General features: G+C 72.4%; 22 protein-coding genes. 7 read left to right on the top strand and 15 right to left on the bottom strand.

Annotation, left to right across the window (positions count from 1 at the left end; all coding sequences use genetic code 11):
• Positions 1-62 precede the first annotated feature (62 nt).
• Positions 63-257, bottom strand: coding sequence for a hypothetical protein (locus IEZ01_RS02425; protein WP_189199563.1), 195 nt, complete (start codon positions 255-257; stop codon positions 63-65).
• A gap of 234 nt (positions 258-491) precedes the next feature.
• Here IEZ01_RS02425 and bla point away from each other — a divergent pair, with 234 nt between their 5' ends.
• On the top strand, positions 492-1,403 hold the full coding sequence (bla, locus tag IEZ01_RS02420; RefSeq protein ID WP_189199561.1) for a class A beta-lactamase: 912 nt from the start codon (positions 492-494) through the stop codon (positions 1,401-1,403).
• Here bla and IEZ01_RS02415 read toward each other — a convergent pair.
• The 8 genes from IEZ01_RS02415 to IEZ01_RS02380 form a co-directional block, all read right to left on the bottom strand.
• Positions 1,400-2,074 carry an ABC transporter ATP-binding protein gene (locus IEZ01_RS02415; protein ID WP_019891163.1) on the bottom strand — a complete coding sequence of 225 codons (675 nt, stop codon included), beginning with the start codon at positions 2,072-2,074 and terminating at the stop codon, positions 1,400-1,402. The genes bla and IEZ01_RS02415 overlap by 4 nt on opposite strands.
• Positions 2,067-3,032 (bottom strand): ABC transporter ATP-binding protein, encoded by a 966-nt coding sequence (locus tag IEZ01_RS02410; RefSeq protein ID WP_189199559.1) that lies wholly within the window; start codon positions 3,030-3,032, stop codon positions 2,067-2,069. The genes IEZ01_RS02415 and IEZ01_RS02410 overlap by 8 nt, the downstream gene beginning before the upstream one ends.
• Complete coding sequence (locus IEZ01_RS02405) at positions 3,029-3,895, bottom strand: ABC transporter permease (RefSeq protein WP_189199557.1); 867 nt, start codon at positions 3,893-3,895, stop codon at positions 3,029-3,031. Before IEZ01_RS02405 ends, IEZ01_RS02410 begins: the two co-directional genes overlap by 4 nt.
• On the bottom strand, positions 3,888-4,853 hold the full coding sequence (locus IEZ01_RS02400) for an ABC transporter permease (RefSeq protein ID WP_019891160.1): 966 nt from the start codon (positions 4,851-4,853) through the stop codon (positions 3,888-3,890). The genes IEZ01_RS02405 and IEZ01_RS02400 overlap by 8 nt, the downstream gene beginning before the upstream one ends.
• A 23-nt stretch (positions 4,854-4,876) precedes the next feature.
• A complete protein-coding gene (locus IEZ01_RS02395; RefSeq protein ID WP_019891159.1) occupies positions 4,877-6,475 on the bottom strand; it encodes an ABC transporter substrate-binding protein in 1,599 nt (532 codons plus the stop codon).
• Positions 6,476-6,582: 107 nt separating this feature from the next.
• Positions 6,583-7,674: an acyl-CoA dehydrogenase family protein gene (locus IEZ01_RS02390; RefSeq protein ID WP_189199555.1), complete on the bottom strand. Its 1,092-nt coding sequence runs from the start codon at positions 7,672-7,674 to the stop codon at positions 6,583-6,585.
• Positions 7,671-8,852, bottom strand: a complete 1,182-nt coding sequence (locus tag IEZ01_RS02385; protein WP_189199553.1) for an acyl-CoA dehydrogenase family protein — start codon at positions 8,850-8,852, stop codon at positions 7,671-7,673. Before IEZ01_RS02385 ends, IEZ01_RS02390 begins: the two co-directional genes overlap by 4 nt.
• On the bottom strand, positions 8,849-9,817 hold the full coding sequence (locus tag IEZ01_RS02380; protein ID WP_189199551.1) for an NADPH:quinone oxidoreductase family protein: 969 nt from the start codon (positions 9,815-9,817) through the stop codon (positions 8,849-8,851). The genes IEZ01_RS02385 and IEZ01_RS02380 overlap by 4 nt, the downstream gene beginning before the upstream one ends.
• A 213-nt stretch (positions 9,818-10,030) precedes the next feature.
• Between IEZ01_RS02380 and IEZ01_RS02375 the strand changes: the two genes are divergently transcribed.
• Positions 10,031-10,816, top strand: a complete 786-nt coding sequence (locus IEZ01_RS02375; RefSeq protein ID WP_019891154.1) for a VOC family protein — start codon at positions 10,031-10,033, stop codon at positions 10,814-10,816.
• A 48-nt stretch (positions 10,817-10,864) separates the two neighbouring features.
• On the opposite strand, the gene IEZ01_RS02370 is transcribed toward IEZ01_RS02375, so the two are convergent.
• Entirely contained in the window at positions 10,865-11,626 is a 762-nt protein-coding gene (locus tag IEZ01_RS02370; protein ID WP_019891153.1) for a PIG-L deacetylase family protein, read from the bottom strand.
• A gap of 108 nt (positions 11,627-11,734) precedes the next feature.
• Positions 11,735-12,787 (bottom strand): glycoside hydrolase family 5 protein, encoded by a 1,053-nt coding sequence (locus tag IEZ01_RS02365; protein WP_019891152.1) that lies wholly within the window; start codon positions 12,785-12,787, stop codon positions 11,735-11,737.
• Between the two features lie 195 nt (positions 12,788-12,982).
• On the opposite strand from IEZ01_RS02365, the gene IEZ01_RS02360 reads away from it, so the two are divergent.
• The 3 genes from IEZ01_RS02360 (at position 12,983) to IEZ01_RS02350 (ending at position 14,763) form a co-directional block, all read left to right on the top strand.
• On the top strand, positions 12,983-14,146 hold the full coding sequence (locus tag IEZ01_RS02360; protein ID WP_019891151.1) for an ABC transporter ATP-binding protein: 1,164 nt from the start codon (positions 12,983-12,985) through the stop codon (positions 14,144-14,146).
• 86 nt (positions 14,147-14,232) lie between these two features.
• Positions 14,233-14,583, top strand: a complete 351-nt coding sequence (locus IEZ01_RS02355; RefSeq protein WP_019891150.1) for a PRC-barrel domain-containing protein — start codon at positions 14,233-14,235, stop codon at positions 14,581-14,583.
• A gap of 9 nt (positions 14,584-14,592) precedes the next feature.
• Positions 14,593-14,763, top strand: a complete 171-nt coding sequence (locus tag IEZ01_RS02350) for a hypothetical protein (RefSeq protein ID WP_019891149.1) — start codon at positions 14,593-14,595, stop codon at positions 14,761-14,763.
• 1 nt (position 14,764) lies between these two features.
• Here IEZ01_RS02350 and IEZ01_RS02345 read toward each other — a convergent pair whose 3' ends face one another.
• The 3 genes from IEZ01_RS02345 to IEZ01_RS02335 are packed head-to-tail and all read right to left on the bottom strand — an operon-like array spanning position 14,765 to position 17,078.
• Positions 14,765-15,727, bottom strand: a complete 963-nt coding sequence (locus tag IEZ01_RS02345; protein WP_040875235.1) for an ABC transporter substrate-binding protein — start codon at positions 15,725-15,727, stop codon at positions 14,765-14,767.
• Positions 15,724-16,392, bottom strand: coding sequence for an ABC transporter permease (locus tag IEZ01_RS02340; RefSeq protein ID WP_019891146.1), 669 nt, complete (start codon positions 16,390-16,392; stop codon positions 15,724-15,726). The genes IEZ01_RS02345 and IEZ01_RS02340 overlap by 4 nt, the downstream gene beginning before the upstream one ends.
• On the bottom strand, positions 16,389-17,078 hold the full coding sequence (locus IEZ01_RS02335; RefSeq protein WP_019891145.1) for an ABC transporter permease: 690 nt from the start codon (positions 17,076-17,078) through the stop codon (positions 16,389-16,391). The genes IEZ01_RS02340 and IEZ01_RS02335 overlap by 4 nt, the downstream gene beginning before the upstream one ends.
• Positions 17,079-17,449: 371 nt before the next feature.
• On the opposite strand from IEZ01_RS02335, the gene IEZ01_RS02330 reads away from it, so the two are divergent.
• Both IEZ01_RS02330 and IEZ01_RS02325 read left to right on the top strand, forming a co-directional pair.
• Positions 17,450-18,664 carry an FAD-dependent monooxygenase gene (locus tag IEZ01_RS02330; RefSeq protein WP_189199549.1) on the top strand — a complete coding sequence of 405 codons (1,215 nt, stop codon included), beginning with the start codon at positions 17,450-17,452 and terminating at the stop codon, positions 18,662-18,664.
• Between the two features lie 74 nt (positions 18,665-18,738).
• The gene (locus tag IEZ01_RS02325; protein WP_040875234.1) at positions 18,739-19,161 is read left to right on the top strand and encodes an ASCH domain-containing protein; all 423 of its coding nucleotides are present in this window, start codon (positions 18,739-18,741) and stop codon (positions 19,159-19,161) included.
• Here the strand turns inward: IEZ01_RS02325 and IEZ01_RS02320 are convergent.
• Entirely contained in the window at positions 19,152-19,295 is a 144-nt protein-coding gene (locus tag IEZ01_RS02320) for a hypothetical protein (protein ID WP_169393002.1), read from the bottom strand. The genes IEZ01_RS02325 and IEZ01_RS02320 overlap by 10 nt on opposite strands.
• Positions 19,296-19,375: the final 80 nt, after the last annotated feature.

The raw sequence follows: 19,375 nt of genomic DNA, 5'->3' as shown, positions 1-19,375 counted from the left end.
GAGTCGTTGAGATGTACATGGAAATGCCCGGTGTTTCACCGTCACTTCATGGCCGCGAAACGTTACGGCTTGAGACCGCTGACCACGTTCGCCGTCGCGGCGACACCGTTGTGGATCGTCGGCGCCATGCTCGTCCCCGCGAGGAAGAAACCGAGCAGGGCGCAGACCAGCGCGTGCGAGAGCTTGAGACCACCGTTGCGGAGAAAGATCACCGCGAGGATCAGCAGGAGCAGTACGACAGAGACGGACACGGCCACCTTCGCCACCTTCCTTGTGCCGCACGGGAAATGCGGCGCTCGGCGGCCAGTGTGGCGGAGTACGGGCGTCATCCGGCCGTACGGCATGTCCGCCGAACGGGTGGTCGTGCGTGGCGACTTAGGATCCGAGTCGTTCAGGGCCCTCGCGCACGTCCGTTCGCCCGCGCGGCGAAACCGATCGGGGCCCCGCGCGCGTGGTGACGTATGTAGTGATCGTTTCTGAAGGGAATCACCGTGCACGTCACCGATTTACGTCCGTCCCGCCGTACCGCCCTGGCACTCGGCGCCGGCGCGGCGCTCGCCGCCCTGTCTCCCGCCGGGGCGGCCCACGCCCTGTCCGGCGGGAAGGCGATCACCGCGCGGCTCAGGCGTCTTGAACGGCAGCACTCCGCCCGGCTGGGCGTGTTCGCCCACCACACGGGTACGGGCAGGACCGTGGCGTACCGCGCGGACGAACACTTCCCCATCTGCTCGGTCTTCAAGACGCTCGCCGCCGCGGCCGTCCTGCGCGACCTCGACCACGACGGCTCGTTCCTGGCCCGGCGTATCCGGTACACCGCGCCGTACGTCACCAAGTCCGGGTGGTCGCCCATCACGGGCAAGGAGGAGAACCTCGCCCAGGGCATGACGGTCGCGGAGCTGTGTGACGCGACCATCTGCCACAGCGACAACACGGCGGCGAATCTGCTCCTCACCGAACTGGGCGGGCCGACCGCCATCACCGCCTTCGCCCGCTCGATCGGGGACAGGACGACCCGGCTCGACCGCTGGGAGCCCGAACTCAACTCGGCCGAGCCCTGGCGCGAGACCGACGTCACCACGCCCGGCGCCATCGGCCTGACGTACGCGCGTCTCACCCTCGGCAACGTCCTGGAGCCGGCGGACCGGCAGCGCCTCACCGGCTGGCTGCTCGCCAACACCACCAGCGGCGAGCGGTTCCGCAAGGGGCTGCCGGCCGACTGGACCGTCGCCGACAAGACCGGCGGCGGCCGGTACGGCGGCAACAACGACGTGGGCATCGTGTGGCCGCCCGGCCAGGCGCCGATCGTGATGGCCGTCTTCACGACCAAGCACAAGGAGGACGCCCCGGCCGACAACCCCCTGGTCGCCAAGACCGCGGCGCTGCTGGCGGAGACGCTCGGCTAGTCCGCTACCCGGGGGGCGCGGGCGCAGTTCTCCCAGTCGAGAGTGCGGTCGCACCAGCGTTCCAGGAGTACCCGGTCGTGGCCCACGGCCAGGAGCCCCGCGCCCTCGCCGCGGCGGTAGGTCTCGACGGCGGCGACCAGCGCCGCCGTCGTGGACGCGTCGAGCATCGCGGTCATCTCGTCGCAGATGAGCCAGCGCGGGCGCAGTGCCAGGGCCCGGGCCAGGCAGGCGCGTTGGAGCTGGCCGTCGCTGACCTCGTGCGGGCGGCGGGCCAGCAGGTCGCCGGTGAGGCCGACGGCCGGGGCCAGCTCGGCGACCCGGCCGTCGGCCTCGGCGCGGCGGCCGGTGGCCCGCAGGGGTTCGGCGATCAGGTCGCGCAGCCGCAGGCGGGGGTCGGCGGACATCCGGGGCTGCTGGAAGACGACACCGACCGAGGTCCGCAGCGCCCGGGGCGCGCGGTGGCGCCAGCCGCGGACCTCGGTGCCGTCGAGGGTGACCCGGCCCGCGTCGGGCCGGTGCAGCAGGGCCGCCACGCGCGCGAGGGTGGACTTTCCGCAGCCGCTGGGGCCGAGCAGGCCCACGGCCTCACCGGGCGCGACGGTCAGGGAGGCGTCCTGGAAGACGGGGCTGCGCCGGTCGTATCCGGCGGTGACGGCGTGGAGTTCAAGCACGGTGCCCCTCCAGGCGGGTGCTCAGGCCGACGGGGTGGTGGCAGGCGATCCCCGCGGTGAAGCGCGGCCGCTCCTCGCACCGGTCGTCCGCCCGGGCGCAGCGGGCCGCGAACGCGCAGCCCCGGGGGAGGTCGCCGAGCTCGGGCGGCAGGCCGGGGACGGGGGTGAAGTCCCGCTCGGGCAGGGCGGCGAGCAGCCCTCGGGCGTACGGATGGCGGGGGCCGGGCTCGCCGAAGAAGTCCGGCGCGGCGGCGAGTTCGACGATCCGGCCCGCGTACATCACGGCGACCCGGTCCGCGATCCGCGCGGCCGCCGCGAGATCGTGGGTGATCATCAGCAGGGCGCGGCCGTCGTCGGCGTGGCGGCGCAGCTCGTCGACGGTACGGTCCACGAGCGGCCGGTCGAGCCCGGTGGTGGGTTCGTCGGCGAGCAGCAGCGGCGCGTCGCCGATGAGGGCGAGGGCGGTCGCGGCGCGCTGGGCGAGACCGCCGGAGAGCTCGTGCGGGAAGCGGTCGAGATGCCCGGCAGGGAAGGAGGCCCGCTCGGCGGCGGCCTCGGCGGCCCGGCGCAGCTCCCGGCGCGGGGTGCCGGTGAGCTCACGGAGGCTCTCCTCCAGCTGGGCCCGTACGGTCCTGACCGGGGTGAGGTGGGCGGCGGGGCTCTGCGGTACGAGGCCGATGCGCCGGCCCCGTACCGCACGGGCCAGGGTCTTCTCGTCGGCGCCGAGCAGCTCGATGCCGTCGACGACGGCCCTGCCCGCGGTCTGGGCGTTGCCGGGGAGCAGGCCGAGCAGCGCGGAGGCGAGGACGGACTTGCCGCAGCCGCTCTCGCCGACGAGGGCCAGGCACTCCCCCGCCGCCAGGTCGAAGGTGGCGTCGGAGACGGCGGCGACATGGCGGCCGCCGCGCATCCGGAACCGTACGGACAGGCCGTCGAGGGTGAGGACGGGCGCGGTCACAGCATCAGCTCCGATCGGCGGCGCGGGTTGATCCGTTCCCGCCAGGCGCCGGCGAGGCCGGCGATGGCGAGGGTCGGGACGATCAGGAGGAGGCCGGGGAAGAGCGTCGGCCACCAGTCCCCGGCGAGGAGCGAGGAGCGCGCGGTCTGCACGAGGTTGCCGAGGCTTGCCTGGTGGCTGGGCAGGCCGAGACCGAGGAAGGAGAGCGCGGACTCGTGCCACATGGCGTGCGGCACCATCAGGACGGCGGCGAGCCCTGCCTGCGGCAGTACGGCGGGCAGCAGGTGGCGGACGATGACCCGCCGCCGGGAGGCGCCGCCGGAGATCGCCGCGTCGACGAAGGGCCGGGCCCGCAGGGAGAGCACCTCGGAGCGGACGATCCGGGCGGTGGACAGCCAGTGGGTGAGCGCGACGGAGACGATGACGGGCCAGACGCCGGGGCGGAACATGGCCACGATGAAGATGCCGAGCAGCAGGTGCGGTACGGACGAGAAGGCGTCGACGATCCTCATCACGACGCGGTCGGTCCAGCCGCCGAAGGCCGCCGCGGCGGCGCCGACCGCCGTGCCGATGACGGTGGCGACGAGCGCCGCGACCAGGCCGACGAGCAGGGAGATCCGCAGTCCGTAGACGCAGCGCAGCAGCAGGTCGCGGCCGACGTCGTCGGTGCCGAAGGGGTGCGCGGGCGACGGCGGCTGGAGTTTGTTCGCCAGGTCGACGGCCTGTTCGTCGAGCTGGACGAGCGGCGGGACGATCAGGACGGCGAGTGCGACGGCCACCACGACGACGGCGGAGGCGGTGAGCCGGACGGTGCGGGTGGAGCGGCGGGTCCGGCCGCGGGAGATCCAGGTGAGCTCAGCCATCGAAGCCCACCCTCGGGTCGGCGAGTCCGTACAGGAGGTCGGAGAGGAGGTTCCCGGCGAGCACCGCGGCCGTGGCGAGCACGGTCAGGGCGGCGAGCAGCGGGAAGTCGACGGAGGTGGCGGCCTGGACGGTGGCGGCGGCGATACCGGGCCAGCTGAACACGGTCTCGACGAGCAGGGCGCCGGTGATGAGTTCGGGGACGCGGGAGCCGACGAGGGTGAGCATCGGCAGCATGCCGGAGCGCAGGGCGTGGCCGAGCAGGACGGTCCGTTCGCTCAGGCCACGCGCGCGTGCCCCGCGTACGGGGTCCTCGTCGAGTGCGTCGGCGACGCCCTGGCGGACGTACAGGAAGAACCAGGGCAGTTGGGAGACGCCGAGGACCAGGGCGGGCAGCACGAGATGGCTCGCGACCTGCCCGGCGGTGACGGTGTCGCTCGCGGTGTCGGTGAGGCCTCCGGCCGGGAGCACGCCGAGCTTGAGCGCGAAGAACCAGATGGCGAGCAGGCCCAGCCAGAAGGCGGGGGCGGCCTCCAGGGTGTACGCGGCGGAGCTGACGCAGCGGTCGAGTAGGCCGCCCTGGCGGCGGGCGGCGAGGACGCCGAGGGCGGTGCCGAGCAGGATCGCGACGAGGAAGGCGGTGGCGGCGAGCAGCGCGGACCAGCCGATGCGTTCGCCGATGACGTCGGCGACGGGCTGGCGCATCACACTGGAGTCGCCGAGGTCGCCACCGAGGGCGGCGGTGAGCCAGTTCCACCAGCGGGCCACGAGCGGCTGGTCGGCGCCGAGGTTGGCGCGGAGCTGGTCGAGGGTGTCCTGGGAGGCGGTGAGTCCGGCGGTGCCGGCGTAGGCCTTGACGGGGTCGAAGGGCGAGGCCGCGGCGACGGCGAAGACCGCGAAGGTCACGGTCAGCAGGACGGGGACGGCGAACAGGGCCCGCCGTCCCGTCATCCGGGCCATCGCCCCCCAGGGGAGGCGGCGGCTCACTTCTTGGGCTTCCAGATCTCGACGTTCCACCACGGGCCGGAGGCGAGTCCGTGGTCGTGCGGTTCGACCTGGGTGGTCAGGCCGTCCCACTTGTCGTTGACGACGTAGAGGTGGTCGATGTGGGTGAGGAAGGTGTAGCCGGGGTTCTTGACCAGTTGGCGCTGGACGGTGTCGTAGGCGGCCTTGCGGGCGGCCTTGTCGTTGGTCCTGCGGCCGTCGTCGAGCGCCTTGTCGACGGTCTTGTCGGCGTAGCGGGCCATGTTGTTGAAGCCGTCGCCGGCGAGGGTGGAGTGGAGCAGGAGGTACTGGTCGAAGTCGGGGTCGCCGGGCGAGCCGCCGCCGGCGAGGACGGCGTCGTCCTTCATCCGGGGTTCGATGACCTCCCAGGTGCCGGCCTGGGTCTTGATGTCGATGCCGGCCTTCTTGGCGTCGGAGGCGTAGGCGAGGGCGTGGTCCTGGCGGAGCTTGTCGCCGGAGAGGTACCAGAGCGGGAACGCGGCGCGGACGCCGTTCTTGACCCGGACGCCGTCGGGGCCGGGCTTCCAGCCGGCGTCGTCGAGGATCTTCTTGGCCTTGGCGAGGTCGTGGGTGCGCTCGGTGCCCGTGGCGAACCACTCGCTGTCGGTGGGGACCGGTCCGTAGGCGGGCTTTCCGGCGCCTTCGAGGATCTTGTCGACCATGGCCTGGCGGTCGACGGCGACGTCGAGGGCCTGGCGGACGGCGGTGTCCCCGGCGACCTTGTTGTGGGTCGGCAGGGTCACGGTGCGGTAGTCGTACGTGTGGGCCTCGTAGGTCTTGCGGCCCCTGTCGTTCTTGAACCCCTTGGCGAGGTTCGGCGGCAGGATCGCGCCGTCCAGGTCGCCGGAGCGCAGCCGGGTGGCGCGGACGTCGTCGTCCTTGATGATCGCCATCGTGAACTTCTTCACGGCCGGAGCGCCGCCCCAGTAGCGGGGGTTGGCCTTGAAGCTGATCTTCTCTCCCTTGGACCAGCCGGTGAGGATGTACGGGCCGGTGCCGATGGGCTTGGTGGTGAATGCGCCGGAGTTGACGTCCTGTCCGGCCGCGGCGTGCTGGGGGGCGATGCCGAGGACGGTCCGCTCGGCGAACGCAGCGTAGGGGTACTTGAGGGTGAAGACGACGGTGTCGTCGCCGACGGCCTTCACGTCCGCCAGCGCGTCGAGTTCGGTCTTGGAGGGGTTGTTCGTCTTCGGGTCGAGGATCGTGCGGTAGGTGAAGACGACGTCCTTGGCCGTGAAGGGCTTGCCGTCGCTGAAGGTCACGCCCTTGCGGAGCTTGTACGTGTACGTCAGCCCGTCCTTGGACACCTCGGGGAGCGCCACGGCGAGGGCGGGCCTGAGCTTCATGGCGCGGTTGAAGGCGAGCAGCCCGTCGAAGATCTTGGAGTTGCCGTCCTTGCCGTAGCCGAGCAGAGGGCTGAGGGTCTCGGGCTCGTAGGCGATGCCCACGACCGCGGAGTCCTTGGCGCCACCGGAGCCCGCGGCGGACCCGCCCGGGTTCGAGCAGGCCGCCGCGGTGAGGGCCAGGGCCCCGGCCAGCGTCGCGGCGGCCGCTGCGCGTATGGATCGGGCGGTCATGTCCCACTTCCCTCGTGAAGATCAGCTGCTTCTGCAAACGACACGCAATTAAACAGCATGTAGAGGGGTGGATGGCCCACTGACCCCTTACCTGAGGGGGCCTGGGTTCAGCCGGGCGCGGGCAGGTCGGCCAGGGTGGCCAGGCTCTGGCGGTGCCGGCCGGGGGTGCCGAAGGCCAGGGAGTCCGCCTTGGCCCGCTTGAGCGCCAGATGGGCCGGGTGCTCCCAGGTCATGCCGATGCCGCCGTGCAGCTGGACGCACTCCTCGGCGGCGTGCACGGCGACCTGGGAGCAGTACGCCTGGGCGAGGGCGACCGCCAGCGGGGTGTCGGGGCTGCCGGTGGCCAGCGCGTCGGCGGCGGCGCGGGCCGCCGCGCGGGCGTTGACGATCTCCACCCAGAGCTGGGCCATGCGGTGCTTGAGCGCCTGGAAGGAGCCGACCGGCCGGTTGAACTGGTGGCGTTCACGGGTGTGGCGGACGCTCTCCTCCAGGCACCACTCGGCGAGACCGAGCTGTTCGGAGGCGAGCAGGCCCGCACCCGCCAGCAGGCCCCGGCGCACGGCGGCGCGGGCGGTGGGCGCGTCGGCGATGCGCGTGCCGGGAGTGTCCTCGCCGAGGGGTGCGACGGTGGCGAGGGGGCGGGTCAGGTCGAGCGGTGTCTGCGGGGTGAGCGTCACCTCCGCCGCTTCGACGGCGTAGAGGCCGTCGGGCCGCGGCACCAGCAGGACGTCGGCGCGTACGGCGTCGGCGACGGCGTTCACCGGCCCGCCGGCGGGCGGTGCGTCGTCCGGGGCGGTGGTGAGCGGGAGGGCGGGTACGGCGACACGGTGCCCGGTGGCGAGGGCTTCGAGGAGGTCGGCGACCTCGGGAGCCTGGGTGTCGAGGGCGAGCAGCATCTCGGTGGCGACGACGGATCCGGTGAGGTACGGCGCCGGGGTCACCGCCCGGCCCAGCTCCTCGAGCACCACCGCGGCCTCGCGGTGGCCCGCCCCCTGGCCGCCGAGCTTCTCCGGGATCAGCAGCCCGGCGGCGCCGATCCCCGCGGCGAGGGTGTCCCAGAGGCTGGTGTCGTACGGGTCGCCGCTCTCCACGCGCGCGAGGAGGGCGGGTGTGTCGGCCCGGTCGGTGAGCAGGGAGCGTACGGCGGCCCTCAGGTCGTTCTCGGTCCCGGAGTACAGGAGGTCGGGCTGTGCGCTCATCGGGTCAGGTCCTTCCAGGCGACGTCCTTGTCGGTGCGGGGCTCGGCGGGAAGGCGCAGGACGCGCTCGGCGATGATGTTCAGGAGCACCTCGCTCGTACCGCCCTCGATCGAGTTGCCCTTGGAGCGCAGATAGCGGTATCCGGCCTCACGGCCGGTGAAGTCGACCAGTTCCGGGCGGCACAGGGTCCAGTCGTCGTACAACAGCCCCTCCTCGCCGAGGAGTTCCACTTCCAGGCCGCTGATCTCCTGGTTCAGGCGGGCGAACTGGAGCTTCATGCCGCTGCCCTCGGGGCCGGGCTCGCCCGCGACGAGCTGCTGGCGCAGCCGTTCGCCGGTGAGCCTGGCCACCTCGGCCTCGACCCAGAGGGCCAGCAGCCGCTGGTGGAGGTCGTGGGTGCGCAGCTCGGGGCGCTCGCGCCAGGCCGTGGCGACCGGCCCGATCATGCCGCCTTCGCGGGGGAGGCGGGCGCCGCCGATGGAGACGCGTTCGTTCATCAGGGTGGTCTGGGCGACCCGCCAGCCGTCGCCGGTCCCGCCGAGGCGGTGCGCGTCCGGGATGCGGACGTCGGTGAGGAAGACCTCGTTGAACTCGGCCTCGCCGGTGATCTGGCGCAGCGGGCGGACCTCCACACCGGGGTGTGACATGTCACAGATGAAGTAGGTGAGGCCCTGGTGCTTGGGGACGTCAGGGTCGGTGCGGGCGATCAGGATCGCCCAGCGGGCGACGTGCGCGCTGGACGTCCACACCTTCTGGCCGTTGACGACCCAGTCGGCGCCGTCGCGGACGGCGCGGGTGGAGAGCGCGGCGAGGTCCGATCCGGCGCCGGGCTCGGAGAAGAGCTGGCACCACACCTCCTCACCGACCCACAGGGGGCGCAGGAAGCGCTGTTTGACCTCGTCGGAGCCGTGCGCGAGGAGTGTCGGCGCGGCCATGCCGAGGCCGATGCCGATCCGGCGCGGGTCGTTGTCGGGTGCGGCCGCGGCGGCGAGTTCGCCGTCGACGACGCTCTGGAGGGAGCGCGGCGCGCCGAGGCCGCCGAGGCCCGGCGGGTAGTGGACCCAGGCGAGTCCGGCGTCGAAGCGGGCGCGCAGGAAGTCGGTACGGTCCGTGGTGGCGGGCGGATGGGCCCGGAGCAGCGCGCGGGTACGGTCGCGGAGTTCGGCGGCGTCGGTCACTTGGCGGCTCCTTCCGGGAGGACCACGACCCGGCCGGTGGTGGTGCCGTCGGCGACCCGCTGGACGGCGGTGGCGGCCGAGGCGAGCGGCACCCGCTCGCTGACCAGGGGCTTGATCAGGCCCTTGGAGGCGTAGGCGGTCAGGGTGTCGTGGCAGCGGCGGACGGCGGCGGGGTCGTGCTGGTTGTACAGGCCCCAGTGCAGGCCGAGGACCGCGTAGTTCTTGACGAGGGCGTGGTTGAGGGCGGGCGTGGGGATGGTGCCGCTCGCGAAGCCGACGACCACGATCCGGCCTTCGAAGGCCACGCACTTGGCGGACTGGGTGTAGGCGTCGCCGCCGACGGGGTCGTAGACGACGTCGGCGCCGCGTCCGCCGGTGGCCTCCTTGACGGCGGCGACGACGTCGTCGGTGTGCCGGTCGACGACGACGTCGCAGCCCAGTTCCCGGACCACGACGGCCTTGCCGGCGCCGCCGACGACGCCGATGACCCGGGCGCCGGCCGCCTTGCCGAGCTGGACGGCGGCGCTGCCGACGCCCCCGGCGGCGGCGTGCACGAGCAGCGTCTCGCCCTCGGTGAGCCCGGCCCTGCGGTGCAGTCCGAACCAGCCGGTCTGGTAGCCGATGTGCAGGGCCGCGGCCTCGGCGTCGTCGAGCGCGTCGGGGGCGGGGAGCAGGGCCGCCTCGTCGGCGACGGCGTACTCGGCGAAGCCGCCGTGGGGAAGGGCGGGGGTGGCGAGGACACGGCGGCCGTCCTCGGTCCGGGCGCAGATCTCCACACCGGGCGTGAAGGGCAGCGGGGGCCGGAGCTGGTAGTGGCCGCGGCAGAGCAGCGCGTCGGGGAAGTTGACGTTGGCGGCGCTCACTTTCAGCAGCACCTGCCCGGGGCCGGGGGTGGGCCGGTCCGTGTCGTCGAGCCGCATCACCTCGCCCGGCTCGCCGTTGTCGTGCACTCGCCATGCCTGCATCGGGACCTCCACCAGCCGTCGTCGCATACTGCGCGGTCGGTTCGCATACTAAGCGGTCGCTTGCCTCCGGGGGAACCGTTCGGCCGGACTTGGCGCGTGCCGGAGCTGGGCCATGAGGATGAACCCGTGGCCGTCGGGCCGTACCGGCGGGAGCCCACCGGAGGGGATCGGCCATCGTGGCGGATCAGACCTTCAGAAGGGCAGGACACATCGATGCTCGGTACGGACTTCATCAAGGGCTCACCCTGCTGGCTCGACCTCGGCAGCCCCGACCCCTCGGCCGCCGCCGCCTTCTACGGCCAGGTGTTCGGCTGGCACTTCGAGTCGGCGGGCCCGGACGCCGGCGGTTACGGCTTCTTCCAGCGGGACGGCCGCACGGTGGCCGCGCTCGGCCCGCTCACCGAGGAGGGGGCGAACTCCGCCTGGACGGTGTACTTCCGTACGCCGGACGCGGACGGCACGGCGACCGACACGGAGCGGGGCGGCGGGACGGTGCGCGTGGAGGCGTTCGACGTGATGGACGCCGGACGGATGGCCTGCCTCACCGATCCGCAGGGCGGTGAGTTCGCCGTCTGGCAGCCGGGCTCCGTCCAGGGCCTGGAAAAGACCTCGGACACCCACAGCCTGCTCTGGGTCGAACTGCACACGCCCGACCCGGAGGCGGCGTGCACCTTCTACCGCGGGCTGTTCGGCTGGCGCGAGCAGACGATGGAGGCGCCGGGCATGACCTACCGGGTGCTCTCCACCGCCGAAGGCGACCAGCAGGACGCGTCCTTCGGCGGTGTCGCCCCGCACCAGGGAACGGGCGAGCGGACCCGCTGGGTCCCCTACTTCGCCGTCGACGACGCGGACGCGATCGCGGCGTCGGCCCAGGACAGCGGCGGCTCGATCCTCATGCCCGCCGCCGACGTCCCGGACGTCGGCCGCATCGCCTGGCTCGCCGACCCCTTCGGCGCGACCTTCGCCCTCCTCAAGCCGGAGCCCCAGGCGCGGCCCTGACGGCGGCCGCGTCGCGGCTCGGACCCTCCGGGCCGCGCGGGCGGCGGCTCAGCGGGAGAACAGCTCGAACGTCACCGCGGGCCGGCCGCCGAAGCGGGCCGAGGCGGCCTCGGCATTGCCTGTGAGGAAGGTGCGGCAGTACTCCTCCGGGTTCTGGTCGGTGAGCGCCTCGATGTAGGCGCGGTGTTCGAGCAGGGACAGCACCGAGCGCTCCAGGCCGGGGGTGGCGTCGACGGCGTGGGTGGGGAAGGTCGAGCCCGCGACCGCGACCCAGCGCACGCCGTCCCAGGGGTCGAGGCCCTGCTCGACGAGGTCGGGGAAGATCCAGCGGTTGCCGGCGTCACCGGCCGCGTCGAGGGTGGCGCGGCCGACGGCGACGTGGTCGGGGGTGTTCCAGTGGCCACCGACGGCCGGGCCCCAGGTGTCGCGGTGGTTGAGGGTGATGACGAGTTCGGGGCGGTGGCGGCGGATCGCGGCGGCGATGTCGCGGCGCAGCGCGGTCCCGTACTCGATGGTGCCGTCCTGGTGGTCGAGGAACTCCACGGTGGAGACACCGACGACGGCCGCGCTCGCGCGCTGTTCGGCCTCCCGCAGCGGCGCGCATTCGGCCGGCGGAAGGGTGTCGATGCCGGCTTCGCCGCGGGTGACGAGGGTGTAGACGACCTCGCGGCCGGCGTCGGTCCAGCCCGCGACGGCGGCGGCGCAGCCGTATTCGAGGTCGTCGGGGTGGGCGACGACGGCGAGGGCGCGCTGCCAGTCGTCGGGCATCGGGTGCAGCTGGTCGTTCGGGTCGCTCATGTGCTCCGTCATGCGCGCAGAATACGGCGTTGATCATGAACGGGTTCCGCGCGGTCGCGCCTGTGTGCGGCCGCCCGCCCGGCACGCGGTCCGGACGGGCGGCACGGGGGCGCGGCAGGGTCAGCCGGTGGGGAAGTTGTCCGGGGTACGGATCCGGTCGCGTACCCAGACGCCGGCGGGCTTCAGCGAGGCCGTACCGGCCCAGGGGCCGCCCGCGGCGCACGTGCCGCTCTTGAAGACGGCGCCGGTGCGGTGGTCGTCGGAGAAGTTCCAGTTGACCCAGCTGATCTTCTTGGCCGCCATCAGGTCGAGATAGCGCTGGGACATCGTGAAGTCGTTGCTGCCCTCACCGGCGTAGTTCTGCGTGCCGAACTCCGTGACGAAGACGGGGAGTTTGTCGGCCGCGCGGGAGAGGGTGTTCAGGTACTCGTCGCGGTGCGAGTAGGCGTAGAAGTGGAACGTGTACATGATGTTGGAGGCTCGGACCGGGTTGTTCACGACCTCCGACTCGCTGGAGCCCTCGGAGACCCCGAACGAGGACCACGCGCGCGTGCCGACGAGGACGGGGGTCTCGGCGTCCTTGGCGCGAATGACCGGGATGAGCTGCTCGGCGTAGCTCTTGATGCGTGACCAGCTCACGCCGCTGGGCTCGTTGGCGATCTCGTAGAGCAGGTTGGTCTTGCTGCCGTGACGCTGGGCGATCTCGGTGAAGAAGGCCTTGGCGCGGCTGAGGTTGGCGTGCGGGTCACCGGGGTCGAGCATGTGCCAGTCGACGATGACGTACATGCCGCGCGCGGTGGCCTTCTCGATCAGGGAGTGGGCGAGGTCGGTGTACTTGCGCGGGTCGGTCTCGTAGCCGCCCTCCTGGACGTAGGTGGAGACGCGCAGGACGTCGGCGTTCCAGTCCTTCGCGAGGGTGTCCAGGGAGCCGGAGGTCAGGCACTGGCTGTACCACTGGGTGCCGTGGCTGCTCATGCCGCGCAGCTGGACGGGCTTGCCGTACCGGTTGCAGAGCTTGGTGCCGCAGACCTTGAGCTGGCCGTTGGTGGCGGCGGGAGTGGCGAGGGCGGCCGCGGCCGGGGCGGTCTGCGCGGTGGTGAGGCCGGCGAGCAGGGCGGTGACGAGGGCGCCGGCGCCGCAGAGGGCGCGCAGTCGCGATCGTGCCTGGGTCATGGGGTCTCCAGGTGCCGTTGACGGAGCTACCTATTGAAAGGAAACTTTCCTAACGAATGAGATAGCAGCCCGGACAGCCTTCCTGCAAGGTCCATGACAAACCCGCTCGGGTGGCGGCCGGGGACCCCACGCGTGCGAGCCCCCGGACAGTCCCACCCGTATGCGACCCCGCCCGGGCGCTCCTAGCCTGGACGCATGATCCGGTTCGAGCAGGTCGGCAAGGTGTATCCGGACGGCACGACCGCGGTCGACGATCTCTCCTTCGAGGTCGCCGAGGGCGAGCTGGCCACCCTCGTCGGACCCTCGGGCTGCGGCAAGACGACCACCATGATGATGGTGAACCGGCTCATCGAGCCGACCTCCGGCCGGATCCTCGTCGACGGCGAGGACATCGCGCGCGTGGACCCCGTGCGGCTGCGCCGCCGGATCGGCTACGTCATCCAGCAGGTCGGCCTCTTCCCGCACCGTACGGTCCTCGACAACACCGCCACCGTCCCCGCCCTGGTCGGCTGGAAGAAGGCGAAGGCCCGCGCCCGGGCGGCCGAGCTCCTGGACCTGGTGGGCCTGGACCCGAAGACGTACGGCCCGCGCTACCCCGCCCAGCTCTCCGGCGGCCAGCGCCAGCGGGTGGGCGTGGCCCGCGCCCTCGCCGCCGATCCGCCGGTCCTGCTGATGGACGAGCCGTTCGGGGCGGTGGACCCGGTCGTGCGCGAGCGGCTGCAGAACGAGTTCCTGAGCCTCCAGGCCACGGTCCGCAAGACCGTCCTGCTGGTCACGCACGACATCGAGGAAGCCGTGCGGATGGGCGACCGTATCGCGGTGTACGGACAGGGACGCATCGAGCAGTTCGACACCCCGGCCGCCGTCCTCGGCTCCCCCGCCACGCCGTACGTCGCCCAGTTCGTCGGCGCCGACCGGGGATTGAAGCGGCTGTCGGTGACCAGGATCGAGCCGGACGACCTGGAGGAACCCCCCGTCGCCCGGCTCGGCGAGCCCGCGGCCGCCGCGGCGGCCCGGCTGCGCGCGCAGGGCGCCCGCTGGGCGGTGGTGCTGGGCGAGCACGGCGCGCTGCACGGCTGGGTGGCGGCCGACGCGCTGGCCCGCGCGGACGGCCGGGACACGGTGGGCGAGCCGGCCCGGCGGATGGACGCCTGGGTGCCGGTCGGGGCGCCGCTGAAGCAGGCCTTCGGCGAGATGCTCCAGCACGACGCCGGATGGGTGGCGGTCCTGGACGGCCCGCGCTTCCTCGGCGTCCTGACCCCGGCCAAGCTCCACGAGGCGCTGCGCCGCTCGGTCGACGCGGACGCCCGGGGAGTGGGCCGGGACGAGGTCGACTTCGACTCGGTGGCCGACGCCTAGAACAGACGTGCCCTTCGGACGGTTCACGCGCGCGTGACCGGGTAGCCGCAGCACAAGCCCCCCGGACGGGACGAAAGGTGGGCGTCATGCAGGCCGGTATGTGGGGTTTTCCCGAAGGCGTGGGACACAGCCCCGGAGAAGCGCTCGTCGGTTACTCGGTCGAAGCGGCCGACGGCTCCATCGGAAAGATCGACAAGCACTCGGAAGACGTGGGCAGGTCGTACATCGTCGTCGACACCGGCCCGTGGATCTTCGGCAGGAGGGTCCTGCTGCCGGCCGGCCTGATTTCCCGCGTCGACACCGAGAACGACACGGTCCATGTCTTCTGCACCCGGCAGGAGGTCAAGGACTCGCCCGACTTCGAGAGCGGGCAGCACGAGAGCGACGTGGCGTTCATCCAGCTCATCGAACGCTATTACGCCAATCGACACATGTGAGGAATGGTCATGGTTCCCCTTCTGCTGCTTCTCCTGGTGATCCTGATTCTCTTCGGAGTCGGATTCACCGTAGAAGTGCTCTGGTACATCGCGATCGCCCTGCTGATCGTGTGGATTCTCGGCTTCTTCTTCCGTGGCGCGGCCGGAGGCGGCGGACGGTCCCGCTGGTACCGGTGGTAGGTCACCGAAGCAGACCCCTGGACCGCAGGTAGGAGCTGGCGACGTCTTCCGGAAGACGTCGCCAGCTGTCCACCTGTTCGTTCAGGGATGCCAGATCGGCCGTGGTGAGTACGCGGTTGAGGGCGCCCAGCGCCCGGGTCACGCCCGCGCCGCCGGCCCGCGAGCGGTTGACCACCGGCACGATGTGGTCGGCGTTCTGCAGATGCTTGTCATCTGTGAGCAGCACGAGTCCGAAGTCGTCCAGGGTGGCGTCCGTGGTGGTGGTGAGCACCATCTGGACCTGGCCACCCTGGACGGCTTGTTTGGCCTGGGTGGTGCCCACCCCCTTCGGATCGACGCCGGTGACGTCGATCCCGTACGTCTTCCTCAGCCCGGGAGCGCAGTACGGCCGCCGCACGCATTCGTCGCCCGCCGCGAGCCGTACGGGCAGTTTCGCGGCGCCGAGGTCGCTGAGCGTACGCAGCCTGTGCTTTCGGGCGTAGCCGCGCGCCACCGCGAAGGCGTTCTGGTCCACTGCCTTGCCCGGGTCGAGGACGGTCAGGCCGCGCGGAGTGGCCAGCGTGCGCAGCGCCGCCATCGTGGTGGCGAGGTCAGGTGAGCCGACGGTCGGCGCGTCGGGGCCGTTCACCTTGGCGTTGAGCCAGTCCGCGAAGGTCGCGGCGTACTCGGGCACGACGTCGATCTGACCGCTCTCCAGGGCCGGTTCGTAGATCTCCCGGTTGGTGACGGAGAGGATCTTGGTGCGGTAGCCGGCCTGTTCGAGCAGGAGCGCGTACATCTGGGCGAGCAGGTCGCTCTCGGTGAATCCGGCCGAGCCGATGGTGAGGCGGCGGCTGTCGCCCGGCGGGGCGGTGATCTCGCCCTGGTTCTCCAGCGAGGGGCCGCCGGTGCAGCCGCCGGCCGTGAGCGCCAGCAGCGCCGCCGTCACCGCTCGGCCGCCGCGCCTTCTCCGGCGGCCGCTCATCCCGGCCCGCCCCGCTGCGGGGCGAGCCGCCGCGCCCCTTCGAAGACGCCCTCCACCAGCAGGGCGAACACCGCCACGAGCACCGCCCCCGCCACCACCTGGGGGGTGGAGGCGAGATTGAACCCGGCCGTGATGATCCGGCCAAGGCCGCCACCGCCGGCGAGCGCGGCGACGGTCGCGGTGGCGACGAGCTGCACGGCGGCGATCCGTACCCCGGTCAGGATCAGCGGCATGGCGAGCGGCAGCTCCACCCCGAACAGCATCTGGCGGCCGGTCATGCCCATCCCCCGGGCCGCCCGTACGACGTCGGCGTCGACGCCCCGCATCCCCACGTAGGCGTTGGTGAGCAGCGGCGGCACGGCGAACAGCACCAGGGCGATGATCGTCGGCCACTGTCCGTGCCCGCCGATCGGGCTGAGCAGGAGCAGGACGAGGACGGCGAAGGTGGGCACGGCCCGCCCGGCGTTGGAGATGTTGACGGCGAGCGCGCCGCCCTTGCCGAGGTGGCCGAGGACCAGGGCGACGGGCAGGGCGATCAGGCAGCTGAGGGCGAGGCAGACGACGGTGAGGAAGAGGTGCTCGCCGAGGCGGCGCCAGACGCCGTTGTCGCCCGACCAGTTTGCGGCGGTGGTGAGCCACTCCCAGGTGGCGGAGAGGGTGTTCACCGGGCCCGCGCCCGGTTCTCGCGGGTCCACGGGGTGAGCAGCCGCTGGACGCCGAGGAGGAGCAGGTCGGCGGCGACGGCGATGATCACGCAGAGGACGGAGGCGGTGAGGACCTGCGCCTTGAAGTAGGTGTTCATGCCGGAGTAGATCAGGTTGCCGAGGCCGCCGTGGCCGACGATCGCCCCGATGGTGACGAGCGAGACGGCGGAGACGGTAGCGATCCGCAGCCCGGCCATCGCGGCGGGCAGGGCGAGCGGCAGTTCGACGGCGAGCAGCAGCCGGACGGGCCCGTAGCCCATGCCACGGGCCGCCTGCCGGGTCTCCTCGGGCACGGCCCTGAGCCCGGCGAGGATGTTCCGTACGAGAAGGGTGAGCGAGTAGAGGACGAGCCCGGCGACGACGAGGGCCGCCGAGAGCCCGTACACCGGGAGCAGCAGCGAGAACATCGCGAGCGAGGGGATCGTGTAGAGCACGGTGGTGACCCCGAGCACGGGCCCGGCGGCCCAGCGGGTGCGGCGGGCGGCGACGGCGAGCGGCACTGCGATCAGGACCCCGAGGGCGACGGAGACCAGGGTCAGCTGGATGTGCTGGAGGGTGGCGTCCCAGAGGATCTCCCGCCGGGTGGACAGATAGGCACCACAGATCCATTCGTTGCGCGCGAGGCAGTCGTCGGGCGGGACGGTCACCCGTCCATTGCAGCGCGCGGGGGCGAGGGGGCGCGCGTGCTGGTGGCCCGTACGGGGGGAGGCGCCTGCGGGCCGCACGGGGGCGCGTGCATCGGCGGCCCGGGTGGGGTGGCGCGGGTTCCTGATGACCCGTACAAGAGCGCACGGGTGTGCACGCCCCGCGCCGGGCAAGCGGCCCGCGACCCCGGTCCCCCGCCGCCCTTCTCCGCAGGTGGGGCCCGGTCCGCATGAGTCGGCGCGCGCCGGGCACCCGCCGCTCAGGTCCCGTCGCGCCTTCCCCTCCCGCGCGGCGGGGCCGCCGTCCGCCGCAGCTGCTACCCTGCGCTCTCCATCGATCACCTTGCGTCACACCTGGACCCCTGGGAGCCTCCGTGAAGGTCGCCTGCGTCGGCGGCGGGCCCGCCGGCCTGTACTTCTCGATCCTGATGAAGCTGCGGGACCCGTCCCACGACATCACCGTCCTCGAACGCAATCCGGCCGGATCCACGTACGGCTGGGGAGTGACGTACTGGGCGGGCCTGCTCGACCGGCTCCAGGCGTACGACCCGGAGTCCGCGCGGGCGATCGCGGACGGCTCGGTCCGCTGGAGCGACGGGGTCGCGCACGTACGGGGCGAGCGGACCGTGCACCACGGCGACGAAGGCTTCGGGATCGGCCGCCGGCAGCTGCTGGAGGTGCTCACCCGGCGGGCCGAGGCGCTCGGCGTACGGGTGGAGTTCGAGCGGGAGCTGCTCCCCGGCGCCGAGCTCCCGGACGCCGATCTGGTGGTGGCCGCCGACGGGGTCCACAGCGGGCTGCGCGAGCGGTACGCCGACCACTTCGGGACCCGGGTCGCGGTCGGCCGCAACCCGTACATCTGGCTGGGCACGACCCGCGTCTTCGACTCCTTCACCTTCTCCTTCGTGGAGACCGAGCACGGCTGGATCTGGTGCTACGCCTACCGCTTCGGCGCGGACCACAGCACCTGTGTCGTGGAGTGCTCACCCGCGACCTGGACGGGCCTCGGGCTCGACCGGACGAACGAGGCCGACGGCCTTGGCCTGCTGGAGAAACTGTTCGCCGACATCCTCGACGGCCACCCGCTGATCGGCCGGTCCAGCGCGGACGGCAGCGCGCAGTGGCTGAACTTCCGTACGCTCACCAACCGCAGCTGGTACCGCGACAACCTCGTCCTGCTCGGCGACGCGGCCCACACCACCCACTACTCCATCGGCGCGGGCACCACCCTGGCCCTGGAGGACGCGATCTGCCTCACCGACGCCCTGCACACCGCGCCGGACACCTCCACGGCCCTGGCCCGCTACGAACGGCAGCGCCGCGCGGCCCTGCTGCCCGTCCAGAGCGCGGCACGCCACAGCGCCCAGTGGTACGAGAACCTCCCCCGCTACATCCGCCTGTCCCCACCCCAGATGTTCGCCCTCCTCGGCCAGCGCCACTCCCCCCTGCTGCCGTACGTCCCGCCGCAGCTCTACTACCACCTCGACCAGGCGACGACCCGCCTCGACTCCCTGCGCCGCCTCAAGCGCTGGCTGGGCCCCCGGGTGGCCCGCACCCTGCACGCCCGCAGGCAGAACGCGGAGTTGTAGCAGGGGGGCGGCGGGCGTGCCTGCGCCCCGTAGGACCATGGAGGCTCGGACAGAAGAGCGAAAGGACGGGCCTCATGTGGCCTCGCGTCGACGGAATGCGGACCTTGGAGCTGGGTACGCCCGGTGCCATGCGGGAGGAGCTCACCGCGCTGGTGGTGGCGGGGGTGAAGACCGCGACCGCCGGGACGCTGGAGGAGTACCAGTTGGAGACCGAGGGGCTGGAGTACGTCGGTGAACGGCTCGCGGTGCTCGGGAACGACGGGCGGGTCGCCGCGACGGTCGCCGTCACCGGGGTGGAGACAGTGCCGTTCGCCGAGGTTTCGTGGGAGTTCGCGCAGGCCGAGGGGGAGGGCTTCACCTCCGTCGAGCACTGGCGCTCCGCCCACCGCCGGTACTGGCAGCGGACGGGGACGCCGGTCGACGACGACAGCCCCGTCGTCCTCGTCTCCTTCCGGCTGGTCGACGGGGCCGGGGACGACGCGCCGCCTCAGCGGTAGTCGTCGTCGTTCAACTCCACGACCTGGGCCTGTTCGACGCGGTCGGTCTCCGGGGCTTCGACGGCGAAGTCGGAGGCGTACAGCACGTCGTCGAGGTCGTCGAAGGTGTCGGGGTCGGTCGGGTCGAAGGGCATGCTCGCCTCCGTGGGCATCAGGGCTTGGCCGGACCTGAGTCTCCGCCATGGGCGGATCCGCGGAAGGCCAAAAGCCGGTA

The sequence above is a fragment of the Streptomyces purpureus genome (assembly GCF_014648195.1).
GTDB lineage: Bacteria > Actinomycetota > Actinomycetes > Streptomycetales > Streptomycetaceae > Streptomyces > Streptomyces purpureus.
This window is presented reverse-complemented; position numbering and strand designations above follow the sequence as displayed.